The sequence below is a fragment of the Spirosoma oryzicola genome, assembly GCF_021233055.1.
GTDB lineage: Bacteria > Bacteroidota > Bacteroidia > Cytophagales > Spirosomataceae > Spirosoma > Spirosoma oryzicola.
In genome coordinates, this window is sequence record NZ_CP089538.1 from 4962683 (window position 1) to 4983682 (window position 21000).

General features: G+C 48.3%; 20 protein-coding genes. 4 read left to right on the forward strand and 16 right to left on the reverse strand.

Going from position 1 to position 21000, the window contains the following annotated elements; translation table 11 throughout:
- Together LQ777_RS20900 and LQ777_RS20905 are read left to right on the forward strand one after the other, a co-directional pair.
- On the forward strand, window positions 1-888 hold the full coding sequence (locus LQ777_RS20900) for a sugar phosphate isomerase/epimerase family protein (protein ID WP_232559877.1): 888 nt from the start codon (window positions 1-3) through the stop codon (window positions 886-888).
- Between the two features lie 159 nt (window positions 889-1047).
- On the forward strand, window positions 1048-3243 hold the full coding sequence (locus tag LQ777_RS20905; protein ID WP_232559878.1) for an alpha-galactosidase: 2196 nt from the start codon (window positions 1048-1050) through the stop codon (window positions 3241-3243).
- 163 nt (window positions 3244-3406) lie between these two features.
- Here LQ777_RS20905 and LQ777_RS20910 read toward each other — a convergent pair whose 3' ends face one another.
- From LQ777_RS20910 to LQ777_RS20930, 5 genes are all read right to left on the reverse strand, one after another.
- Window positions 3407-3583: a hypothetical protein gene (locus tag LQ777_RS20910; RefSeq protein ID WP_232559879.1), complete on the reverse strand. Its 177-nt coding sequence runs from the start codon at window positions 3581-3583 to the stop codon at window positions 3407-3409.
- 76 nt (window positions 3584-3659) lie between these two features.
- A complete protein-coding gene (locus LQ777_RS20915; RefSeq protein WP_232559880.1) occupies window positions 3660-4148 on the reverse strand; it encodes a response regulator in 489 nt (162 codons plus the stop codon).
- 1197 nt (window positions 4149-5345) lie between these two features.
- A complete protein-coding gene (locus LQ777_RS20920; RefSeq protein WP_232559881.1) occupies window positions 5346-5678 on the reverse strand; it encodes a hypothetical protein in 333 nt (110 codons plus the stop codon).
- A gap of 292 nt (window positions 5679-5970) precedes the next feature.
- Window positions 5971-6630 (reverse strand): hypothetical protein, encoded by a 660-nt coding sequence (locus tag LQ777_RS20925; RefSeq protein WP_232559882.1) that lies wholly within the window; start codon window positions 6628-6630, stop codon window positions 5971-5973.
- 962 nt (window positions 6631-7592) lie between these two features.
- A complete protein-coding gene (locus LQ777_RS20930; RefSeq protein WP_232559883.1) occupies window positions 7593-8768 on the reverse strand; it encodes a glutathionylspermidine synthase family protein in 1176 nt (391 codons plus the stop codon).
- Between the two features lie 57 nt (window positions 8769-8825).
- Between LQ777_RS20930 and LQ777_RS20935 the strand changes: the two genes are divergently transcribed.
- Together LQ777_RS20935 and LQ777_RS20940 are read left to right on the forward strand one after the other, a co-directional pair.
- A complete protein-coding gene (locus tag LQ777_RS20935; RefSeq protein WP_232559884.1) occupies window positions 8826-9827 on the forward strand; it encodes a nucleoside hydrolase in 1002 nt (333 codons plus the stop codon).
- A gap of 40 nt (window positions 9828-9867) precedes the next feature.
- Entirely contained in the window at window positions 9868-10278 is a 411-nt protein-coding gene (locus LQ777_RS20940) for a thiol-disulfide oxidoreductase DCC family protein (protein ID WP_232559885.1), read from the forward strand.
- A gap of 19 nt (window positions 10279-10297) precedes the next feature.
- Here LQ777_RS20940 and LQ777_RS20945 read toward each other — a convergent pair whose 3' ends face one another.
- The 11 genes from LQ777_RS20945 to LQ777_RS20995 form a co-directional block, all read right to left on the reverse strand.
- Complete coding sequence (locus tag LQ777_RS20945; RefSeq protein ID WP_232559886.1) at window positions 10298-11953, reverse strand: glycerol-3-phosphate dehydrogenase/oxidase; 1656 nt, start codon at window positions 11951-11953, stop codon at window positions 10298-10300.
- Between the two features lie 155 nt (window positions 11954-12108).
- Window positions 12109-13353 (reverse strand): MFS transporter, encoded by a 1245-nt coding sequence (locus LQ777_RS20950; RefSeq protein ID WP_232559887.1) that lies wholly within the window; start codon window positions 13351-13353, stop codon window positions 12109-12111.
- A 109-nt stretch (window positions 13354-13462) separates the two neighbouring features.
- On the reverse strand, window positions 13463-13876 hold the full coding sequence (locus LQ777_RS20955) for a hypothetical protein (RefSeq protein WP_232559888.1): 414 nt from the start codon (window positions 13874-13876) through the stop codon (window positions 13463-13465).
- A gap of 191 nt (window positions 13877-14067) precedes the next feature.
- Window positions 14068-15315 carry an MFS transporter gene (locus LQ777_RS20960; protein WP_232559889.1) on the reverse strand — a complete coding sequence of 416 codons (1248 nt, stop codon included), beginning with the start codon at window positions 15313-15315 and terminating at the stop codon, window positions 14068-14070.
- Between the two features lie 244 nt (window positions 15316-15559).
- A complete protein-coding gene (locus tag LQ777_RS20965) occupies window positions 15560-16843 on the reverse strand; it encodes an MFS transporter (protein WP_232559890.1) in 1284 nt (427 codons plus the stop codon).
- 138 nt (window positions 16844-16981) lie between these two features.
- Window positions 16982-17965, reverse strand: coding sequence for a hypothetical protein (locus LQ777_RS20970; RefSeq protein WP_232559891.1), 984 nt, complete (start codon window positions 17963-17965; stop codon window positions 16982-16984).
- A 2-nt stretch (window positions 17966-17967) separates the two neighbouring features.
- Window positions 17968-18537: an NADH-quinone oxidoreductase subunit B gene (locus LQ777_RS20975; RefSeq protein ID WP_280059682.1), complete on the reverse strand. Its 570-nt coding sequence runs from the start codon at window positions 18535-18537 to the stop codon at window positions 17968-17970.
- 56 nt (window positions 18538-18593) lie between these two features.
- On the reverse strand, window positions 18594-19157 hold the full coding sequence (locus LQ777_RS20980) for a hypothetical protein (protein ID WP_232559892.1): 564 nt from the start codon (window positions 19155-19157) through the stop codon (window positions 18594-18596).
- Window positions 19154-19621, reverse strand: a complete 468-nt coding sequence (locus LQ777_RS20985; RefSeq protein ID WP_232559893.1) for an NADH-quinone oxidoreductase subunit A — start codon at window positions 19619-19621, stop codon at window positions 19154-19156. Before LQ777_RS20985 ends, LQ777_RS20980 begins: the two co-directional genes overlap by 4 nt.
- A 76-nt stretch (window positions 19622-19697) precedes the next feature.
- Window positions 19698-20309 carry a porin family protein gene (locus LQ777_RS20990; protein WP_232559894.1) on the reverse strand — a complete coding sequence of 204 codons (612 nt, stop codon included), beginning with the start codon at window positions 20307-20309 and terminating at the stop codon, window positions 19698-19700.
- Between the two features lie 112 nt (window positions 20310-20421).
- Window positions 20422-20982: a YqgE/AlgH family protein gene (locus tag LQ777_RS20995; RefSeq protein ID WP_232559895.1), complete on the reverse strand. Its 561-nt coding sequence runs from the start codon at window positions 20980-20982 to the stop codon at window positions 20422-20424.
- Window positions 20983-21000 lie beyond the last annotated feature (18 nt).

Here is a 21000-nt window from a genome sequence, read left to right on the forward strand (position 1 = left end):
ATGAACGGTTCTCTAAAAATTTCCCGTAGCGAATTTCTTAAAACCAGCGCGCTGGCGATGGCTGCCGCTCTGGCGCCAAGCCTCGACGTACTGGCCAAGCCCGCAAAATCCGTTGGGTTACAATTATACACCCTTCGTGACCTCTTGCCCAAAGACCTCGAAGGAACGCTGAAAAAAGTGGCCGAGATCGGCTACAAAGAAGTAGAACTGTTTGGCTACTCCGACGGTAAGTTTTTCGGAAAAACGCCGACTGAGTTTTCGGCTCTGCTAAAAAGTCTGGGTTTATCAGCGCCCAGTGGCCATTACACGACTGGCAACACCATGCCCAACGCAAAAGGTACGCTGAAGAACGACTGGAAGCGGGCCGTTGACGATGCCGCTGCACTCGGTCAGAAGTACATGGTTTGCGCGTACCTGTTCCCGCAGGAGCGCACGATGGACGACTACAAACGCCACATCGATTTATTCAACAAATCGGCGGAGGTTTGTAAAGCCAGTGGTATTCAGTTTGCCTACCACAACCACGATTTCGAATTCAAAGAAATGGACGGTCAACTGCCTTATGACATGATTCTCAAAGGTACTGATCCAAGTCTGGTAAAAATGGAGCTAGATCTTTACTGGGCGAGCTTTGCCGGACAAGATCCGGTAGCGCTGTTTAAAAAGCATCCGGGCCGGTTCCCGCTGTGGCACGCAAAAGATATGGCCAAAACCAAAGAACGCGAGTTTGCGGAAGTAGGCGAAGGGTCTATTAACTTCCAGCGCATTTTCGACGCTAAGAAAATCGCGGGTATGACGCATTACTTTGTGGAACAGGACGTTTGCAAACGGCCACCGCTGGAGTCGATCGCCATCAGCTATCGAAACCTGAGCAAACTTAGCGTCTAGAATCCACAGGACCAGGTTGTCCCAAACCTACGGACGCCGACCCGTAATCAGTCGGTAATGAACGAACGATACAAGATAAACGCCTAAAGCCGGATACAGTACGGTAAAAGGTTTTTATTTTGTGTCGTTCGTTTTTGTTTTGCCCTAAAACCCGCCCCAATGGCCCGACTTCTTTTTACTGTTTTCACGCTACTTTCGCTGTCCATCGCAACGGCCTGGAGCGCACCCGGCGATACGCACATTGCCATCGAAACCCGCCAGACCGCTCTGGTGATCCGGGTGGACAAAGACCAGAATCCGACGATTGTTCACCTTGGCCAACGGCTCAGCCGCCCCGACGAATATGCCAAGCTTCCGGCAAACAGCAAACGGGGCGAAGATTATACCGGTCTGTACAATTCGGCTTACACACCAGCGGGAAGCCGGAATTTGCTGGAACCTGCCATTCAGGTTACTCATGCCGATGGTAATCCGTCGCTCGATTTACGCTACGTCCGCCACGAACGTAAATCAGCAGGAGATGGCGTTGTCCTCACGACGGTTTACCTAAAAGATCCGCAGTATCCGTTCGAAGTAACGCTGTTCTACAAAGCCTATGAAAACGAGGATGTCATCGAACAGTGGTCGACAATCCGGCATACCGAGAAGAAAAATGTTACACTTCACAAATATGCCTCCGCGAACCTGTACATTCCCGCTACAAATTACTACCTGACGCATTTTCACGGCGACTGGGCTAAAGAAATGAATCCGACTGAAGAGCCGCTTACCGAAGGAATCAAAATACTCGACACAAAACTCGGCACGCGGGCTGACCTGTTTCAGCCGCCTTCTTTTCTGATTGCGTTGAATCAACCCGCCGAAGAAGACAAAGGCGAGGTGATGGCCGGAACGCTGGCCTGGTCAGGGAACTACCAGATCGCTTTTGAAGTCGATCCGTTGCATAACCTGCGACTCACGGCGGGCATAAACCCGTACGCGTCGGCTTACAACTTAACGCCAGGTAAAGAATTTACGACGCCCGCTTTTTTGTTTACCTACTCGACTACCGGTAAAGGTACCGCCAGCCGGAACCTACACCGCTGGGCGCGTAAATTCCGGATTCCGCAAGGGCAGGGTAATCGGCTAACGCTACTCAACAACTGGGAAGCTACGTATTTCGATTTCAACGAAGAAAAGCTAACGGCGCTGTTCAAAGACGGGAAGAAGCTAGGCGTTGACTTATTTCTGCTCGACGATGGCTGGTTTGGCAATAAATACCCGAGAAACGACGACCATGCTGCGTTAGGCGACTGGCAGGAGAACGTTAAGAAGCTACCGCACGGTCTTGGTCATCTGGTCAAGCAAGCCGAAAGCGTTGGTATTAAGTTCGGCATCTGGCTGGAACCCGAAATGGTAAGTCCCAAAAGCGAACTTTACGAAAAACATCCGGACTGGGTGCTCAAACTCCCTAATCGACAGGAATATTACTTTAGAAATCAGCTCGTTCTGGACCTGACAAATCCCAAGGTACAAGAGTTTGTCTACAGTATCGTCGATGATATTGTAACAAAGAACCCGACGATTAACTATATCAAATGGGATTGCAACGCCGTCATCTACAACGCTTTTTCAGCCACCAACCCCAATCCGTCGCACCTGTACGTGGAATATGTACAGGGATTGTACAAAGTCATGGAACGACTGCGTACCAAGTATCCGACTTTGCCGATGATGCTTTGTTCGGGCGGTGGGGGCCGGGTTGATTACGGTGCCCTGCGTTACTTCACCGAGTTCTGGCCAAGCGATAACACGGACGGTTTGGAACGGGTATTCATCCAATGGAATTACTCGTATTTTTTTCCGTCTATTGCTACGTGCAACCACGTCACCGACTGGGGTAAACAGCCCATCAAATTCCGCACGGACGTGGCAATGATGGGTAAAATCGGTTACGACATCGTTGTTAGCAAGCTGGATGAAAAAGAACTGGAATTTAGTCAGCAAGCGTTAAAAACTTACGACCAAATTAAAAATGTGGTCTGGCAGGGCGATCAATTTCGGCTCGTGTCACCTTATACCAGCGATATAGCTTCGTTGATGTACGTAAGCGACGCAAAAGACAAAGCCGTCTGGTTTTCGTATCTGACCCAGAACCGCTACAAAGCAGGTAGTATAGCGCCTATCCGGTTGAAAGGGCTTGACCCATCCAAAAACTACTCAATCCGGGAGCTAAACGTATATCCAGGCACAAAATCTCCCATCAATGACAGTGCAACTGTTTACTCGGGTAATTACCTGATGACAATCGGCTTCAACCCGAACGTCGATGCACGACGCGCCAGTGTTGTGCTTGAGTTGATAGAAAGCAAATAGACAAACAGAAAAAACGGATACTCTTTATAGACTCAAACAGTTGTAAGTGTCGAGTTTTTATAAAGAGTATCCGTTTTTCGGATAAGTATTTAAACGTAGTTATAAAGCGTCAAACTAAAAGTATGGTATACTGAATCAAAGCACTTTACCTGGCTACGCAAAGCTATTTGGCTTCGTAATAGCCCTTATTCGCTTTCTTGGCTGATACGCGCGGTAGGTTTATGCGTATAGGAATACGATAGCGTTGCCGAACATGTTGCGTATATTCTTCGAGCATCCGGTAGAATTCGTCTTCATTACCAGATTCCGCACCATGGTTTGCTTGTGAATGTTCGGCCATGAGTTCGTAAGTCCTATGAACAGTAATTTTTGACGCAATATAGGAAAAACTAACTAGTTGTAAACGAAATCAGTAGTTAATTAAGCGGAATTTGCTTTAGGTCGAAAATCTTTTGCAGATTCTGGGGCTTCTTTCCTACTTTATTCTTCAACGTCTGGGTTTCCGACCAGTGGTGCTGTAGATGTTGTATACTGGAAACCAGTTGGATATAGCTTTGCGTCTTATCCAGATAACTGGTTGTTCCTAGTTCATAACATCGTTCAATATGATCTCTGTTATGCAGCGCCGAAAGGATAGAGATAGGTATACTCCTATACTCCTCGTTACACTTCAGGAAACGAAGGATATCGAAACCACTAAAGACAGGCATTTCGAGATCCAGAAGAATCAGATCTGGAAGCCGACCGTCCAATTGATGCGTCAAATGCGTCAGCAACACACTCCCATTTTCAAATACACGTAAGTTGCACTCTTTAAAGTGTTCAGCAAATATGCATTGTAAGAGGTAGCGATCATCTTCATCATCGTCTACAGCGTAAATTAATGGATTAGAAAAGTTAGACATTAGGCTAAATAACTAGAAGTAAACTTCATGAAAAAACATACGCAATGTAACTACGATCTGTTACCATACAAAGTGATCTTTTATCATATACTTAGTTAGGGAAAACTTTTACCATTTCTACTTTCCAATTATACCTAAATATACCCTACCTACCCTAATTTATTTACAGATAACCAGTAGTACAGACATATTAGTTTAGCAAATATTTTCACGTATAACATAAAATAGTAATCAACTATTTACCTTTTCTCCCTTATATCTACAGGTAATAAATTTCTCGAATAATTTTATATTTATTTTTAGTATTTAGTTACCTTTTACTGTCTTTGTTTATTATGATAAGCCTAAAATTGGATAACATTATCTTAAAAATTCCGTTATTAACAGTTTAATTGTATAGTAAACAAATTTGCTGATGCGCTTTTGATTGAAATGACCAGTTAGGCCTTGCTACGTTCTTGGCGTTATAGAAGGTGATGGCTACCATTGTTACATTTTAATGTCACCAAAATCCGCGCTCTAGTTTCGTACCAAAGAATTTAGAGAATATATATTTACTTGCTTTCGTTTTATCTAGTACAATTTTATTTGGGCGGGCTACTATAACGCAATTATATATACTACGCTATTGGTATTACAAGATAAATTAGTTTTCGATTAATATCCAATTCGATAGTAGAATAATTAAACATTTCCCTTTGTTGTATGATAAATAGAGTATGGGTACTATAATGAAGCCAACCGTAGGCAATATAATCAGGCTGTGGTTTGGGGCAGATACCCCAATCCAACACTATAAAATCAAGTTGAATCCTGCTATATGGGCTGCCTGCCAACGCGTTAGTCAGGATTTTAAGGCACCTTCTGGCGCTTTGTCGAAAGATAAATACCGTAAGTCGGACAAGACTTCTTTTGCGAGAGCTGTGCTGGACGAACTAGATCAAACCAGAGAGCCTGAAGAATCTCTGGAGACTACCTACTAGATGCTTCAGGTGCCGTTTGATAAAACAATCGACGCGTACACTACATTCATGTACGCGTCGGGGAAGTGGTGTGCCTGTTGCGGGTGTATCAACGAGTAACTTATTGGGTTTTAATAGGCCCTGCATTGCCCTCCCAAGTAGTAGCCAGCACTATCTAACACTAATTATCTATTGCCCTAAAATCAATCACAAATAAGCTTTTTATGCTCTCCTGTTACAGTACATTGTAAAGGATTAGCGTTATGTGGAGGATAAAACTGATCCCGAACGTAGGAAAGATGTACTTCACGTGCATAGCGGATAAAATTGGAATCAGCACCATCAGAAAAGAAAGGTTACTGGCCAAAAATTGCCAGTCGCTGCCGCCATAATAAAATAAGGTCAACAATAGAACCGGCGAAAGCAAGCAGCCCTGGATAATAGCGGCTGTAGCAGCCCAGCCAAATCGGTTAAACTCAGCTTTATTGACGAAATTCGTATAAGCAGACCGCCAGCGGCTATAACTATTGGTTGTATATGCGGGGGACGAATGAGTTAGCGTTGCCATGAGTATTGCGTGTTTAGATTACACTGCAAAACAACCCCTTATCGTGCTGTGACAATATGACTAAAATCAGCCAAACAACTGATTATTGCAGCTATTGGATTGACAATAAACAATGCTTTTTGATGGTCTGTCATCTATCAGCCCGTTCCTGATTAATCGTCGTATAGCCCAGACTGTACACTCCACAAAACGGCATACACTCCCCAGAATTACACAGGCGAGCGCATGCCGTTTCATGCTCTTATTGTCACATTTTTCCTGTTTTCTTCGCTCACTAATTACGTAAGACGCATTAATTCATTTTGAGTTTAAATGAACCGTCGGTGAGGGTAATCGTATCGGTTTTGCTTTGCCGACTGTAGCCATTTCCCTCCGGATCGATGGCTGAATCGTAACCGGTCGTTTTGGTAATTGCCTTATCTTCCATTTTGTTGATAAGCCGTCCTACTCCACCGAAAACGGTAGCCGTTGCTTTTTCTTTCCAGTACGAACCGGCCAAAGAACAGTTGAAAGTTGCTTCCAGAAAACCGTCCGCACCCATTTTGACCGTAATAGTTTCGTCGTTGTTCTGGGATTTACCTACGTGGTATTCCATGCGGGGCTCACGCGTCTCTTCCACAAATTTGACAACGGCAATACCTTTGTAAGTACCTAGCTCCTGAATCTTTTTCTTATTCTCTCTTGTGTCGGGTCTGTCTGCATCAACGATCAGATAGGTACCTGTTTCAATAATGTCTTTGTTATCATAGCTGCCCAGCCATATTCGTATCGACTTATCAGGCTTGATGCTGTTAGCTGTTACCCACCAGTAATTACCTATTCGCAGACGACGTGGCTGCGTCTGGTATTTTTTGCCGTCGACCTGCACTTCGAATGAATTACTATTAGCCAGTTGCCCAAATGATGTCGTCGTAACGACTGTCAGCATCAGTAAAGAGAAAAGTACGTTCATGGTTCTTTAGTAAGCGTTTATTAATTATCTACCGTTTCTTGCGTCCTCCACCAACATAGCTGTTTGTCAATACGCTTTGTCGAGGTAAGTATCAGCTTTTACTATTGTACAAAGGTCAATTAGGCGGCCTTATTATCGAACCGGTTGTGTCACCAATCGTATATTCTGATGGATGAACCGTTGTAAACGCGCATTAAAGCGCTCCGCTTCATCCGAATTCAGGGTCCATTATCCGCTATTACCTTGCACTTCTTTTGGAAGCTTCAGCCTTTTTAATCAGGATTTTAACTGGATTAAACCTTAGTTATAATTACTTAGTCCTATATACAAATTAGTTCGCTGTAGATTTACTTTGTTTAACCATTCACCTAAACACCACGACGATGACTAATAACAATCAATCATTCGACTTAACCTGCTCTATCACCTGGCTATCCGTATTTGCCATTTCAGTACTTTATTTGATTGGACTTGTCAAGCTCCTGTTTTGAACACAGACTTGTCAGTTGTAGACTAATTGCGTTGATCAATAAAAAGTAAGAAGCAGTTTAGTTCAATTGCCCATTCCTGTTAAGACATTAAAAGCAAGATTCCCTAGCTGATTCTACAATTAGTACCTACCGTAATAGAAAGCTCGGTCGTTAGCCGGGCTTATTTGTTGTACCATATGGGACAGTTGATACACCGTTACTTCTTATTCTCTAAAAGTTGTCTTTAGTTGGACAATTCACTCTCACGTACCCGTCAAACAAAATAGTCCGGCATAAGCATACCGGACTATCCGCATTTTCCACATTGTAATGTTAACCTACTAACCTTTCCTAACGTCTACACTTGCAAACCTTGGATAAGCTATAGACGAGAAAACAGACACAAGTCACTAAATATACAAAAAATGACTACTAATCATACAAGGGCAGTTCAAGAGATTTTGAACATTACTTAGCCGATCAGCTAAAAAACTATGATTCTACTACATGTCCTACAAAGCCTGCCCCATTGTCTAAGATTAGACCACCACGCCTGAAACCAAGGCCACAGGCTTCCCCCGCGAAAAACACACCAGCCTGATACGTAGACCCCTCTGAATCCTGAGGAAAAGCAACGTACTCCTGATAGATCTTAGGGTAATCCCCGTATTCACCATCAACAGCGTGCCGTTCACTGCCATCGGCATTCAGAATCCGGACGTTGGCACCTTCGCGGCCAAACAACACTTTCTCAACGCACGACTTCCCCGCAAGCGGTTTAGTATCTGTTTCGAGGAGGAGAGGGTGATTGGGGTAAAGCTCCCAGAGTACTTTCAGGATGCACTTTGATTGAAACAACAACGTATAAGCCGGGTTCAGGACAATCGCCAGCCGCTTGCGAACCAACTCAGTCAGAATCGCTACCAACTCGGGTTCGTCTTCGGCGATGGCTTCCCACGGAACCAGCTTAAACCAAAAATCAAGCTTTTCAAACTGGCTGTTTTTTGGGTTCTGCCAGAAGATTCCTTCTTCAGCCGAAAAATCAACATTGTCAATAAAATCGAACTCAATCTCAAAACCCGCTTCACGAGCGGCTTCGCCGATCAGCGATACGTTGGCATCATCTTCCGGAAAATCGCGCATAGCCGATAACAGCAATGTTGGCTGCAAATCAGGATTCAGCGCCAGCAATTCCTCAAACTGACTCGTTAGCGTTTCAAAAACAGCATTGAACTGATGACTCTCATCGAGGCCATTGGCGCGTAGATGCGCATACTGTACGACGGCTGTTTCGGGCAGGCAAGTAGCGGTATCCGCGTTGAATTCGATTAGTTTAATGGGTTTTCCGTCGATGCCGCCCGCCAAGTCAAAGCGACCGTATAGATGAATGTTCCGGTCATCGTCCCAGGACAGTTTGATCAGATCAATGAGATTAGCCGGAATACCCAGTTCTGCAAATCGGTTGTTATCGATAACGTGTTGCCCGGCTGCCACGAACATATCAAACAATTCGTTGGCCGCTTCGTAATACGCGTCGGCTTCAGCAGGACTCACCAGTACCACTTCATTTGTCAGGTAAGGCAGTGTATCCTGACCAAGCATCCAATCCCAGCCCAGATTCCGAAGTTGTACAGCAGGCGAAGTGGTAAGTGGCTTAAGTGAAATCATAAAGAATAAAGTAAGTTGGCCTAAAAGAATGCTTTCTACGTGCAAAAGAACGACTCTATGACCCGCCTGCACGTTATTTTTGTTGGACTGCTGTTTACGCTGACGACCGGTAAAATGCAAGCGCAATCCGCCGTAAAATCAACACCCGTACCGGTCATCTTCGACACGGATATGGGTCCTGACTACGACGATGTAGGCGCCATTGCGATTCTACACGCTCTTGCCGATAGCGGTCAGGCGCGAATTTTAGCAACCATCGCCAGTACCAACTATTCAACTGTCACATCTGTTCTGAGCGTGCTCAATACGTACTTTGGCCGACCTACCATTCCCATTGGCGTTCCCAAAGGCGAAGCGGTTAGCGACAAGGATTCACAAAACTGGTCAGATACACTGGTAGCCCGTTATCCGCATACCGTTCGCTCCAACAAAGAGGTGATGGATGCCGTTGCGCTCTACCGCCAGATTTTGGCCGAACAACCCGATCAGAGTGTAACGATTATCACGGTTGGTTTTCTAACCAATCTGGCAAATCTGCTTAACTCAAAACCCGATCAGTATTCTAAACTTTCGGGAAAAGAACTGGTATCAAAGAAGGTTAAAAAGGTCGTCAGTATGGCGGGTAAGTTTCCCAATGGGCGCGAATACAATGTGTACAGGGACGCCCCATCGTCAAAGATCGTGTTTAAAAACTGGCCAACGCCGATGCTGTTAAGCGGCTTCGAAATTGGCGAACAAATTCATAGCGGCTTACCCTTAACGCAAAATAGCCAGATCAGAAACAGTCCGGTAAAAGATGTATTCACGATCAGTCTGCCCAAAGCCAAAGAAGATCACGCAGGTCGCATGAGCTGGGATCAGACGGCTGTGCTAGTTGGCATCAAAGGCTACGCGCCTTATTACACGGTCGAGTCGGGACGGCTAACGATGAACGCGGATGGCTCCAACGGCTGGGACAAAACCGGCAAAGGTCATCAATACCTGGTGGTGAAAATGCCAGTGGCTCAGGTGGAAAAACTTATTAACGAGTTGATGCAGCACCAGCCTTCCAGGCAATAAACGAGAACGAGTCCGTCCGGTTCAACGTTATAAAAACGCTATGACCTCTCGCTCTTCTCAACCGCTTCTGTTGTTCGACGGTGTTTGCAACCTCTGCAATGCCGCCGTCACGTTCGTACTGGATCGTGACTCAACAAACCGCTTTCAATTTGCGTCACTACAATCGCAGACGGGTCAGGAAATCCTCCGTCAGCTTGGCCGCCCGACGGATCAGTTTTCTTCATTTGTCCTGTGGGAAAATGGGCGTTTTTACGAGCAATCGACGGCAGCTTTGCGAGTGGCCCGCCATCTGTCGGGTGGCTGGCCATTACTGTACGGCTTTATCATTGTACCGAAAGGTATACGCGACGCTGTTTATAACTTCGTTGCCCGCAACCGTTATCGTTGGTTCGGCCAGCGCGACGCCTGCATGCTGCCCACCCCCGAATTAAAAGCCCGATTTCTGACGTAATTTTTGTCAACGAATCACTTTATACGCGGGTAGCGGCTTTGCGTTCAGCCGCCAAACCCGCCTGCGCGACAAACGAACGCAGTAAAGTCTGATACGCCCGAATTTGCTCACGACAGTATTCATCGTCCCACCCTAACTCGTCTGCCATTAACTGGGCAACCTGGGGAGTAATCTGCGCGGTTAGGATCCAGTCCGACAGTTCGAGCCGCCAACGACGGGCCAACACATCGCGGAGGGTTACGGCCATTTCCTGCCGGATTTGGTAAACAACCTCAGCGCTGATAAATGGCCGGTGTTCGGTCAGTTTTTCCCGCAAAACAGGCCGTTCAACGGTCAAACGAGCAACCTGCTCGGCACGGTCACCGTACGTTTGCATCAAGTGCTGGCAAACGTCAGTCGGCAGACCGAAGCGCTGCTGCAAAAGCTGCCAATCCTCGAAACGATATGTTGCGCCACCCACCAGATAATGCCTTTCCGTCGTGCTTTTAGCCGAACTTCCCAAGCGCTCCGCTACCCGGTCTATCGCATCCTGCGCCATGACCCGATAGGTTGTCCATTTGCCACCAAGCAGACTCAGCAAACCGGATTCTGAATCGTGCTCCACTTCATGGTCACGTAAGAGCGTTTTGGTATCGGTTCGACTACTGAGTATAAGCGGTCGAATACCGCCGAAACCGGCTTGTACCTGATTTTTATCCGGCGTTTTAGCCAGATACGGCCGTAACGTATCAAGCAAATAATCGATCTCAGCGGGCTCTAGTACGGGTTCCTGGTTCAGATCGGTATAATCGTCGTCGGTTGTACCTACGAAAACTTTATCACCGAACGGAATGGCAAAGACAACCCGACCATCCGCCGTTTTGGGAATCAGCATCGCACAGTCGCTCCGCAAAATCTCGCGGGGCAACACCATATGCACCCCTTTGCTGGGACGTATGCGCCGGTCGAGGGTGGGGTTCGCCAGTAGCCGGATTTCGTCCGCGTAGGGTCCGGTACAGTTTAGAAATACCTTCGCCCGGATTGAGGACGTTTCGCCTGTCAGCTGATCCTGCACATGAGCGGTAGTGATCTGACCGTTCTCCTGCTCGAAACCCGTTACGGCTAAATAGTTGACAACGGCTGCACCCGCTTCGTCAGCGGAATGAGCCAGCGCCAGTGCATAACGAGCATCGTTGAACTGACCATCGTAGTACAGTACCGCGCTGTGCATCTGGTTGGTCAGCGTCGGCATTTTGGTCAGCGCATCCGCTTTATTCAGCCACCGTCCTTTGGGAAAGCTGTCATGACCGGCAAAAAAAGCGTAAAGATTGAGGCCAATGGACATGTACATGCCTTCGAACCAGCTAAACACCGGCGTCAGCAAGGCCAACGGATGGGCCAGATGGGGCGCGTTACGAATCACCGTTCGGCGTTCAGCCAAGCCGTGTCGTACCTGTTTGAGCTGAGCCAGATCGAGCTTTTTGATGGCTTGCTCCAGATAGCGGACCCCGCCGTGGATAAGCTTCGTTGAGCGCGACGATGTCTCCCCGGAAATATCACCTCGATCAATCAAAGCGACCCGATAACCGCGCAGGGCAGCGTCAAGAGCGGCTCCGGCTCCACTGGCTCCGGCTCCAATTATACAAACATCAAATAACTCTTGCTGCAACCGCTTTCGATTATCGTTCCGATTCATAAACCAAAGATAGACAGATTTATTACGCTTACTGGTTAACAGACTGTTAAGTTACCAACGGGTACTGACAAGCCTTATTTATCGCAAAAGCGCAAAGACTACTACGTAAACAAATTCTCTGCAAGCTTCGTGCCTTCGATTTGCCCAAAACAGCGTCAAGCTTCGGTGTAATCGAGATCTTTACCAAACGTTTCCTCCATCGTCGTCAGCGCCCAGTAGGCAAGCCCGAAACAAACAACGGCGACAACCGCACTCGCTCCAATTACGCCCAGTTGAGGTTTCATAGCCTGAAAAGCAGGAATACTTAGTAGAGTGGTAGCCCGAACATTGTTAGCGACGGAGGTCGTCGCTGTGGCGCGCAGATTCGTACCAAAACTTTCGGCCGTAATGGTAAGAAACATGGCGATGTAGCCGATGCTAAAGCCCAGGCAGGCACAGACTGCATAAAACGTACCCGCCGAGGAGATACCGCCGAACAAATAGACAAGCACGAAAACCGCAGTTAGCCCCATCATTAACCCAATGGCTTTCTTCCGCGAACGAAGCTGTTGGCTCAACACTCCGCTGGCTAAATCGCCAACAACGGTACCGATGTACGTGAACATGACACACCGCCCCGGCTGAATGGCTTCTGCAATCCCCAGCGCTTTACCGAATTCGTTGCCGAACGTGGCCAAAATACCAATGACAAGGTAGGTTGGCAGTGCGATGCCCATACACCGCAAATAGCGCAGAACACGATTTCGCTCCTGAAATAACGCCCAGAAGTTACCCCGCGAAACAGTAGTTCCCTGAACTTTCATGAACATCCCCGACTCCAGGACGCTCACGCGCAGAGCCAGCAGCCCCAACCCTAGCCCTCCACCAACAAAATACGTCGTGCGCCAGTCGAACAGCGTGACGGTGAAATAAGCGACTACGGCGCCGAACAACCCGACACTCGCGACCATCGACGAACCATAGCCGCGTAGTTCTTTGGGAAGAATTTCACTTACCAGGGTAATCCCCGCCCCTAGTTCACCCGCTAAGCCCAGCCCCGCGATGAACCGGAGCCACGCGTAAAGCTCAGGATTTTGCACTACGCCACAAGCCAGATTGGCTAGTGAATAGGTAATAATCGATCCAAACAGCACCGATAACCGGCCCCGCTTATCGCCCAGCACACCCCATAAGATACCGCCAAGCAACAGACCAGCCTGTTGGTAATTCAGAATTTTGCCGCCAATCAGCGAGATATCCGCTTCCGAAAGGCCAAGGTCTTTCAGACTCGGCACCCGAACAATGTTGAACAGCAGTAAATCATAGACATCCACGAAATAGCCTAGCGAGGCAACGATAACGGGTAAGCTAAATAAGGGACGGAGCGAAACAGAAGAGGAGGAAACAGGAGTCGATTGCATGCCAGTTGAAAATAGCCACCAGCAAGTTAGGAAGTAATTAGTTTCCAACGAAAAAGGCATAGCGCAATGCACCATGCCTTTTCTATTCCTAACTTTTATAAGCCCCTACTTAGTTCATCGAGACCAGCCGCGTTGACAGCTGTTGTTCGATTGATGGTGTGGACAAATTGAATATGCGCTCTTCAACCTGATTGCCATCCGAGATCCGGAATGTGTATTTACCATCGCCAACTTGGCTTAGATCGAACTGCTGACGATAGCAGTTTTTCTTACCGACTTTTGCGGGCAAGTATTCGCGGTAGAGCACCTGCCCTTTTTCGTTGACCAGTTCGACATTGATTTTATTAGCGGCCTTATATTTCTCCAGACAAAGCCACACTTTCGATTCGGCATTAGCGGGAAAAATAGCGAGCGCAAATCCTTTTTGTTCGGGTTGATCTCCTGGATTTCGGCCGAACGATGGCGCAGAAACGCTTAAAACAAAGGCGAATACACTGGCAATGAGGTTGAATGAGATTTTCATTGTGTTGAACGATTACGTTTAGAACCTTTAGCTGTCAACACAATGATGCAGTTCCGAACCGCTACCGCTCCGCTTCGTGAGCAACGGCTTATCCGAATGATAAACGGTCAGCAAGCCGTTTTAGAAGCCCTAACCAGGTATTTAAAGCACGAAGTGGGGAGATTTTGAAAACGATACACAGGACGAATAGACTATTCTACAAAATCCAGGTCTTTACCAAACGTTTCTTCCATCTGGCTTAGTGACCAGAAAGTCAGGCCGTACACAACGATCCCTACCAGAGCAGCGGCTGCCACCGCCCCAAAGGAAGGTTTTAGGGACTGAAAAATTAGCGTCATCGGGATAAGCGTTCCACGCACGACACTGGGTACCGAAGTCGTAGCCGTATTGCGGATGTTAGTGCCGTACAGCTCGGCTACCATCGTCAGAAACATAGCAATATACCCCGTGAAAAAACCTGCCAGCAAACAGATGGTGTATATACCTCCGGCGGTCTTGATACCACCAAACAAATAAATACCGCTTAGCAGCGCACTGAAGATAATCAGCCCTGTAATGGCTTTCAGTCTGGATCGTAACCACTGGCTGACTGGCCCGCATATCAAATCACCCGCAGCGAAGCCAACGTAAATAAGCATCACGCAGCGGCCAGGCTTCACCCCCTCGGCAATATCCAGTGCTTGCCCGAGTTCGTTGGCAAACGTGGCCAGAATACCCACCACAAACCAGGTCGGCATCCCCACAGCTACGCAGCGTAAATATTTAATTGTCTGTCGCCAACTACTGAAGAAATAAAGAAAATTACCCCGGCTAACGTTCTTATGCTCAACGTTCAGCCGGCTGAACAAACCCGACTCGAATACACTGACCCGCATCAGCAGCAAAACGAGTCCCATGCCGCCACCAACCCAGAACGCGGATCGCCAGTTAAAATACTCGACGGTCAAGTAAGCCGCTCCGGCACCTAAATAGCCGATGCCGGCCACCAGTGATGACCCGTAACTCCTAATTTCTTTGGGCAGAATCTCCGCTACCAGCACCATAGCCGCGCCGATCTCCCCCGACAAACCAATACCAGCCACGAACCGCAGCAACGCGTAGGTATTTACGTCGTTCACAAAGCCACAGGCAATGTTGGTTAGCGAATAGGTAAGTATGCTACCGAACAGTACCGACATCCGCCCCCGTTTATCGCCCAGCACGCCCCACAGAAAACCACCAATCACCAGCCCCGCTTGCTGACAATTCAGGATAAACGTTCCCGCTTTCGACACATCGGCCTCTGACAAGCCGAGCGATTGCAAACTGGGTACGCGAACGATACTGAATATAACCATATCGTACACATCGACGAAGAAGCCAAGTGCCGACACAATCACGGGCAAGGCAAACAACGGACGCAATGATACGCGGGAAGGCGTGGTCGAGAGGGTTTGCATAAGTTCGTGGCAGAGCGGAAGCTATAGAAATAGACTGACTACGCGGCTTTCAATTTAATGATGGTGGCGAATGCTTAATCCCGTATGACCGATACTATGGCAACGCTTGCCGGTTTTATGGTTGTTTTTGTGGTGTCAGATTTAAGGACCTGACATCGCAAAACAGCCGACAGCACTCCAATTTCCATTCAGCGAATGACAACCCACAGTTGATTAGCAAGCCTTCATAATCACCGTGCACAAATTATTCTTCCAGATAATCCAGATCTTTACCGTGGGTTTCGGGTATGGTCAGGATGGCATAAAATCCGATGATAAAGCTAATTAACCCTACAACCGCTCCGGCGTTGATTACATCAAGCGATGGTTTGAGCGCCTGATACGTCAGCGTCATCGGAATAACCAGACCACGCACCATATTCGGCACGGTCGTAGCCGCCGTAGCGCGCAGATTAGTGCCAAACTGTTCAGCTCCGATGGTCACAAACATGGCCCAGTAGCCAATGCCAAAGCCCATTGCCAGGCAAAGCGCATACAGCACCGTTGCGCTCTTGATGCCAAGAAACAAGTAAACGAGTCCGAAAATCAGTGCAATGGCCATCAGGAAAGAAACCGCTTTTTTACGTGATGCCAACTCCTGACTGATGAATCCACTCGCCAGATCGCCAACGGCCAGCCCAACGTAACACCACATAATGGCCAGTCCCGGCTGAATTTCTTCGGTTATGCCCATTGCTCTGCCAAACTCGTTGCTAAACGTAGCCAGAATACCAATCACAAACCAGGTTGGTAAGCCAATTCCAATGCATCGGAGGTAGCGCCCTAACCGGTTGGCATTGGTAAAAAAGGAAAAAAAATCGCCCCGGCTGATGTCTTTTTGTTCGGACACGTCTTTGAACATTCCCGATTCGACCACACCAACGCGCAACAACAGCAAACCAATACCGAGTCCGCCACCGACGAAGAACGCCATCTGCCAGTCGAAATATTTCACCGTAAAATACGCGACCACGGCTCCCGAAAGGCCAATTCCTGCGACGAGCGACGTACCGATAGCTCGCTTTTCTTTAGGCAAAATCTCACTCACGAGCGTAATGCCCGCTCCCAATTCCCCGGCAAGACCAATCCCGGCGACGAAGCGCATCAACGCATAATACGTGACCGGGTCCATAAACGTAACGTTCTTGATAAAACCGCAGGCAATGTTGGCAATTGAGTACGTAATGATCGATCCGAAGAGTACCGATAATCGTCCCCGTTTATCGCCTAATACGCCCCAGAGAATTCCCCCCAGCAGCAGTCCGCCCATTTGCCAGTTAAGAATGCTGGCTCCAACGGTTGAGATCTGATCGGGCGTAAGGCCCAGGTCTTGCAAGCTCGGCACGCGAACGATGCCAAAGAGCAGCAAATCATAAATATCGACGAAATAGCCCAGAGCGGCTACGATAACCGGCAGGCTAAACAATCCGGCTTCGGTAGACTTGACGGGATCACCGGACGATTTTGGAGACAGAGTAGGAACAGCCATACGGCAGAATAGACGAGTGAAATCAGAACAATTCTGCAATAATACGAAATGACCAAAGAAGATTAGGAATAGGGTCGTCTTTATTGGCTTCTTAGCATTCAAAATAGTCTGAACGGCAGTAGTCAGGGCAGAACCTACCTATTCGTCTCTTTTCAGATCCCTATCCAAGCTCCCTGGTCCGTCAACGGGCGGCTGGATATCCCCGTTAGAAAGCGGAATAGGTACCGACTCATAAATGGGCGAAACCGACGGCACGGTATATTGTGGTTTAGGTAGCTTTTCGTACAGGGCATACGCCGTTCCCAGCGACCAAACTTTTAGAACAACACGGCCAAAAATTAAAGCTTGCTGCACCATAAACATAAGTAGAATCGTTAGCCATCCGCTCATGGTGACGGCATCGTCGATCAGGAAGTAAACGCCAAACAGCCCCGCTCCGATCAGGATAAATACCCAGTACAGACCAAACGTTTTACCCACATTGCGAAGAACGAACCGCCCCGCCCGCCGATAGGTCCGAAAAATCCGCTGCTCGTCCTCCCGAAACAGCATGACTTTCGCGTAATCGCCGATGCACAGCGCCAGCGTAGCGGTTAATGCGAACAGAATAAAAAACGTCAGACCGACCCAGAATAATCCCCGCTCGGTAAGCGTATCTTCCAGCGCGATGTGCATAAGCGTTCCGAGAACGAGCCAGATACCGCCCCCAACAATAACAGACAATAAAGTAACGCCAAACAGCCGCAAAAAACGCCCAACATACTGACTACAACCTTGCCAAAATGTGCCGACATCGAACCGCTCCCCTACCTGCGCGAATCGAAGTAAAATTCCACCGGCGACAAACACGCTCAGAAAGATATACAGCGCGCCCAGCCAGCGACCAACGCTGAACAACGGACTGATTACCCGACCACTACGGTGCATAAAGTCCGAGTAAACCGTATAATCGAATCCATTAAGCAGATCTAGAAACGCCAGCGAGTTTTGATCTTCAACCTTCAACGTGTTGTAGAACGGCAAAGCTACCAGCAGGCCAAGCACCAGCGTGATTCCATAAAGAAGCCACAGGAGTCGCTGCGAGCCCAGCGTTTGACGAAGCGTAACAGCCAGCGTGTTCATCGTTATGAACGGGTTGAAAGATCGTCAAAATGCGTTGGTTCCTGCACTTGCAAAGTAGCCGGTTGCTGACCAGAATCGTTTTTCCCAAGCAGCGGGTGTTCGGTTCTGATTTTTTCCTGCAATTTTAAAAAGCCGTCGATCAGTGCTTCTGGACGGGGCGGACAACCGGGCACGTACACATCTACCGGGATGATCCGATCTACGCCCTTTACGACGTGGTAACCATGCTGCCAGTAAGGCCCACCACAGTTGGAACACGATCCCATCGAAATGACGTAGCGTGGTTCGGGCATCTGCTCGTACAGTCGCCGGATGCGGTCGGCCATTTTATACGTCACCGTTCCCGACACAATCATAATGTCGGACTGGCGGGGGGAAGGGCGCGGAAAAATACCAAAACGGTCGAGATCGTAATTGGCGGCAAAAGCCTGCATCATTTCGATGGCGCAACAGGCCAGACCAAAGCTCATGGGCCAGAGCGATTTCTCCCGCGACCAGTTAAGCAGGTCCTCCGAATGCATCATAATGACACTCGCTTCGCCAGATTTATTTGATTGTGAAGTAGCTGACATTGTCTTACGTCGATTCTTTGATCAGTCGTTCGGCAAGTAAACGCTTACTCACCGAGTTACTTGTTGACTCTACCGGGCAGCGGATTTCGCGCGTTCTGCTGATAATGAATACTGAATGGTTCCAGCTGCCGCTGTAAGTTAATCGCGGGATTCGAGGAATCAAGCGGTCGGATCACGCGTCTCGACAAATTAACGAGGACACCGCTTAGAATCAAACCTGTGGTAGCCCCTCCTACCGAAGCCATCGTAAGCGTGACAATGTAGGTGATGGGGTTGCCGGTCCGCTTTTTCTGCAACGACTCATTAGCCACCAAAGCCGCTACCGCAGAACCCACGATAGCGCCCGTAATCCGCCAGGCCGCTTTGTTGGTTCGCCGGACAACCACTTTACGAATCGCCGTCAGTGGAATCCACTCATCTTGTTGATAATACCTTGGGCTTGTGTACGCGATACGAAGATGGGTGTCCGTCACTTCGTCCAGGATGCCACGAAGGCGAATACCCTCTTTGGTGACAACTCGAACGCGGTATTCCTTAACAGCCGGTTTCTGGGCCACCGCCGGGAACGCCAGCGTTAGTCCTGTAATCAGGATCAGATAACGGAGCCGGAGTAGCGTCAACGTTTATAACGATCATTTACTTTCTGATACAAATCGGCGGGCACTTTCGTTTCGATTGTCGGAATTTTAGGCTGTGGTTTCACCCAGTCCAGGTACCCTTTGGCCCACACATACGCCAATCCAAGGGCGAGAATAACGACAAACAAGGTAGCCTCAGCCAATGCAAACCACCCCCAAAGTCCGCCGGTAGCTTTGATCAGTGACGCCTGACCGAAAACAGTAGACCACGGAAACAGGAATACCAACTCTACATCGAACAGCACGAATATCAAGGCTACGACGTAGAACCGGATATTAAACTGAACATTGGCGTTGCCAACTGGCTCTTCTCCCGACTCGTAGGTGCTGTTTTTCTCAACATTCGGACGATTCGGGCGCAACAGGCTCGCACCAAACAGGACGATGCCGATAAAAGCGAACGCAGCCAGAATAAACAACAGCAAGATACCGAAGTCGGAGAGCATAGCGTGCTGGTAGTTTTCGGTTTACAGATTATAACGTACCGTCCTCGAACGGATTAGCCCGCCGTAAACGACGAACTTACTTCTTCTTTTTCTTTGGATACAGGTTGTAGACCAGCGACGCCTGAAACACCCGGTTCTGATAGGTTGCCGTTGCTTCGGGCGACACATTCGTCACACCGTAGATGTAGCGAACATGGAGACTGAACTTGTCAAGCATATCCAGAAAATCGTAGTGCGCTCCCAGAACCACGCCAAGATCGTTGTTTCTTCCTGGCCCATTTGCTGAACCGGAGTTAAGTGCGTAGCTAAATTCAGGACCCGCCTGTATGGTCAGCCCTTCCGTCGGAATGTAGCCAAACAGCAACGGTACACTTACGTACGTGTATGTGTTGTTGATAGTTTGTCGTGTTCCGTCCGCCTGCACGGCCTGAAATGCGCCCCCTTTGATGTTAAGCAGGGCTTCAGGCTGCAAAACAAGCCGGTGATACCGGTAGCGATACATGACGCCGATGTGCGGATCCAGATTCTGCTTGGGTATGTTAGCACTGGTACCCGAAAGGCGTAAACGCGTCAGGCTACCACCTACTTTTAGCCCAAAATGACCACCAACGGGGTTATTACTTTGCGCCCGTACCAAGAAAGACGAGCTAATTAAAAACGTAAGAAGTATTAGTCGGGAAACCTGCATACAAACTGAAGGAAGTGGACCTTCCCATAACGGCTGATTATCCGAAAACGTCGGACCGCCGACAAAATTGGCAAAAAAAGTTAAGATATCCCCCTAATTGCCAGCGTGGACTTTAATTCAGACGCGGATCAACCGGATAATGCGCAATGGATTTGAATTCGCCCCCCATCCGCTTGAGCACTCCCCGCCAAAACTGATCAGCAGGCGTTTCGAACAGGAAGGTAGCATCGGCCCGAGTTACGATCCACGCTTTCTGATCCATTTCGCTCGCCAGTTGCCCGGCATCCCAGCCCGAGTAGCCGATAAAAAACCGAATATCGCGTTCGGTAAGCGTACCGACATTCACGGCTTGTTTAACCTGATCAAAATCCCCGCTCCAGAATAATCCGTTGGTTACACGGATGGAGCCATCAATCAAATCCGGGCGACGATGGATAAAGTGAAGCGTATTTTGCTGCACAGGCCCCCCAATAAATAATCCCGACGAAGAATATACATCGTCAATGACATCGCTTAGCTGTAAATCCGTCGTCTGATTTAAAATTAAACCAAACGTACCAGCTGGACTATGTTCACAGACCAGCACGACGCTACGGTCAAAGTTCGTGTCGCCCATAAACGGTTCGGCAATCAATAAGCTGCCATTTGTGACGGGTAGCGTATTGGTATTCATGTTTTTCAAAACGTTAAA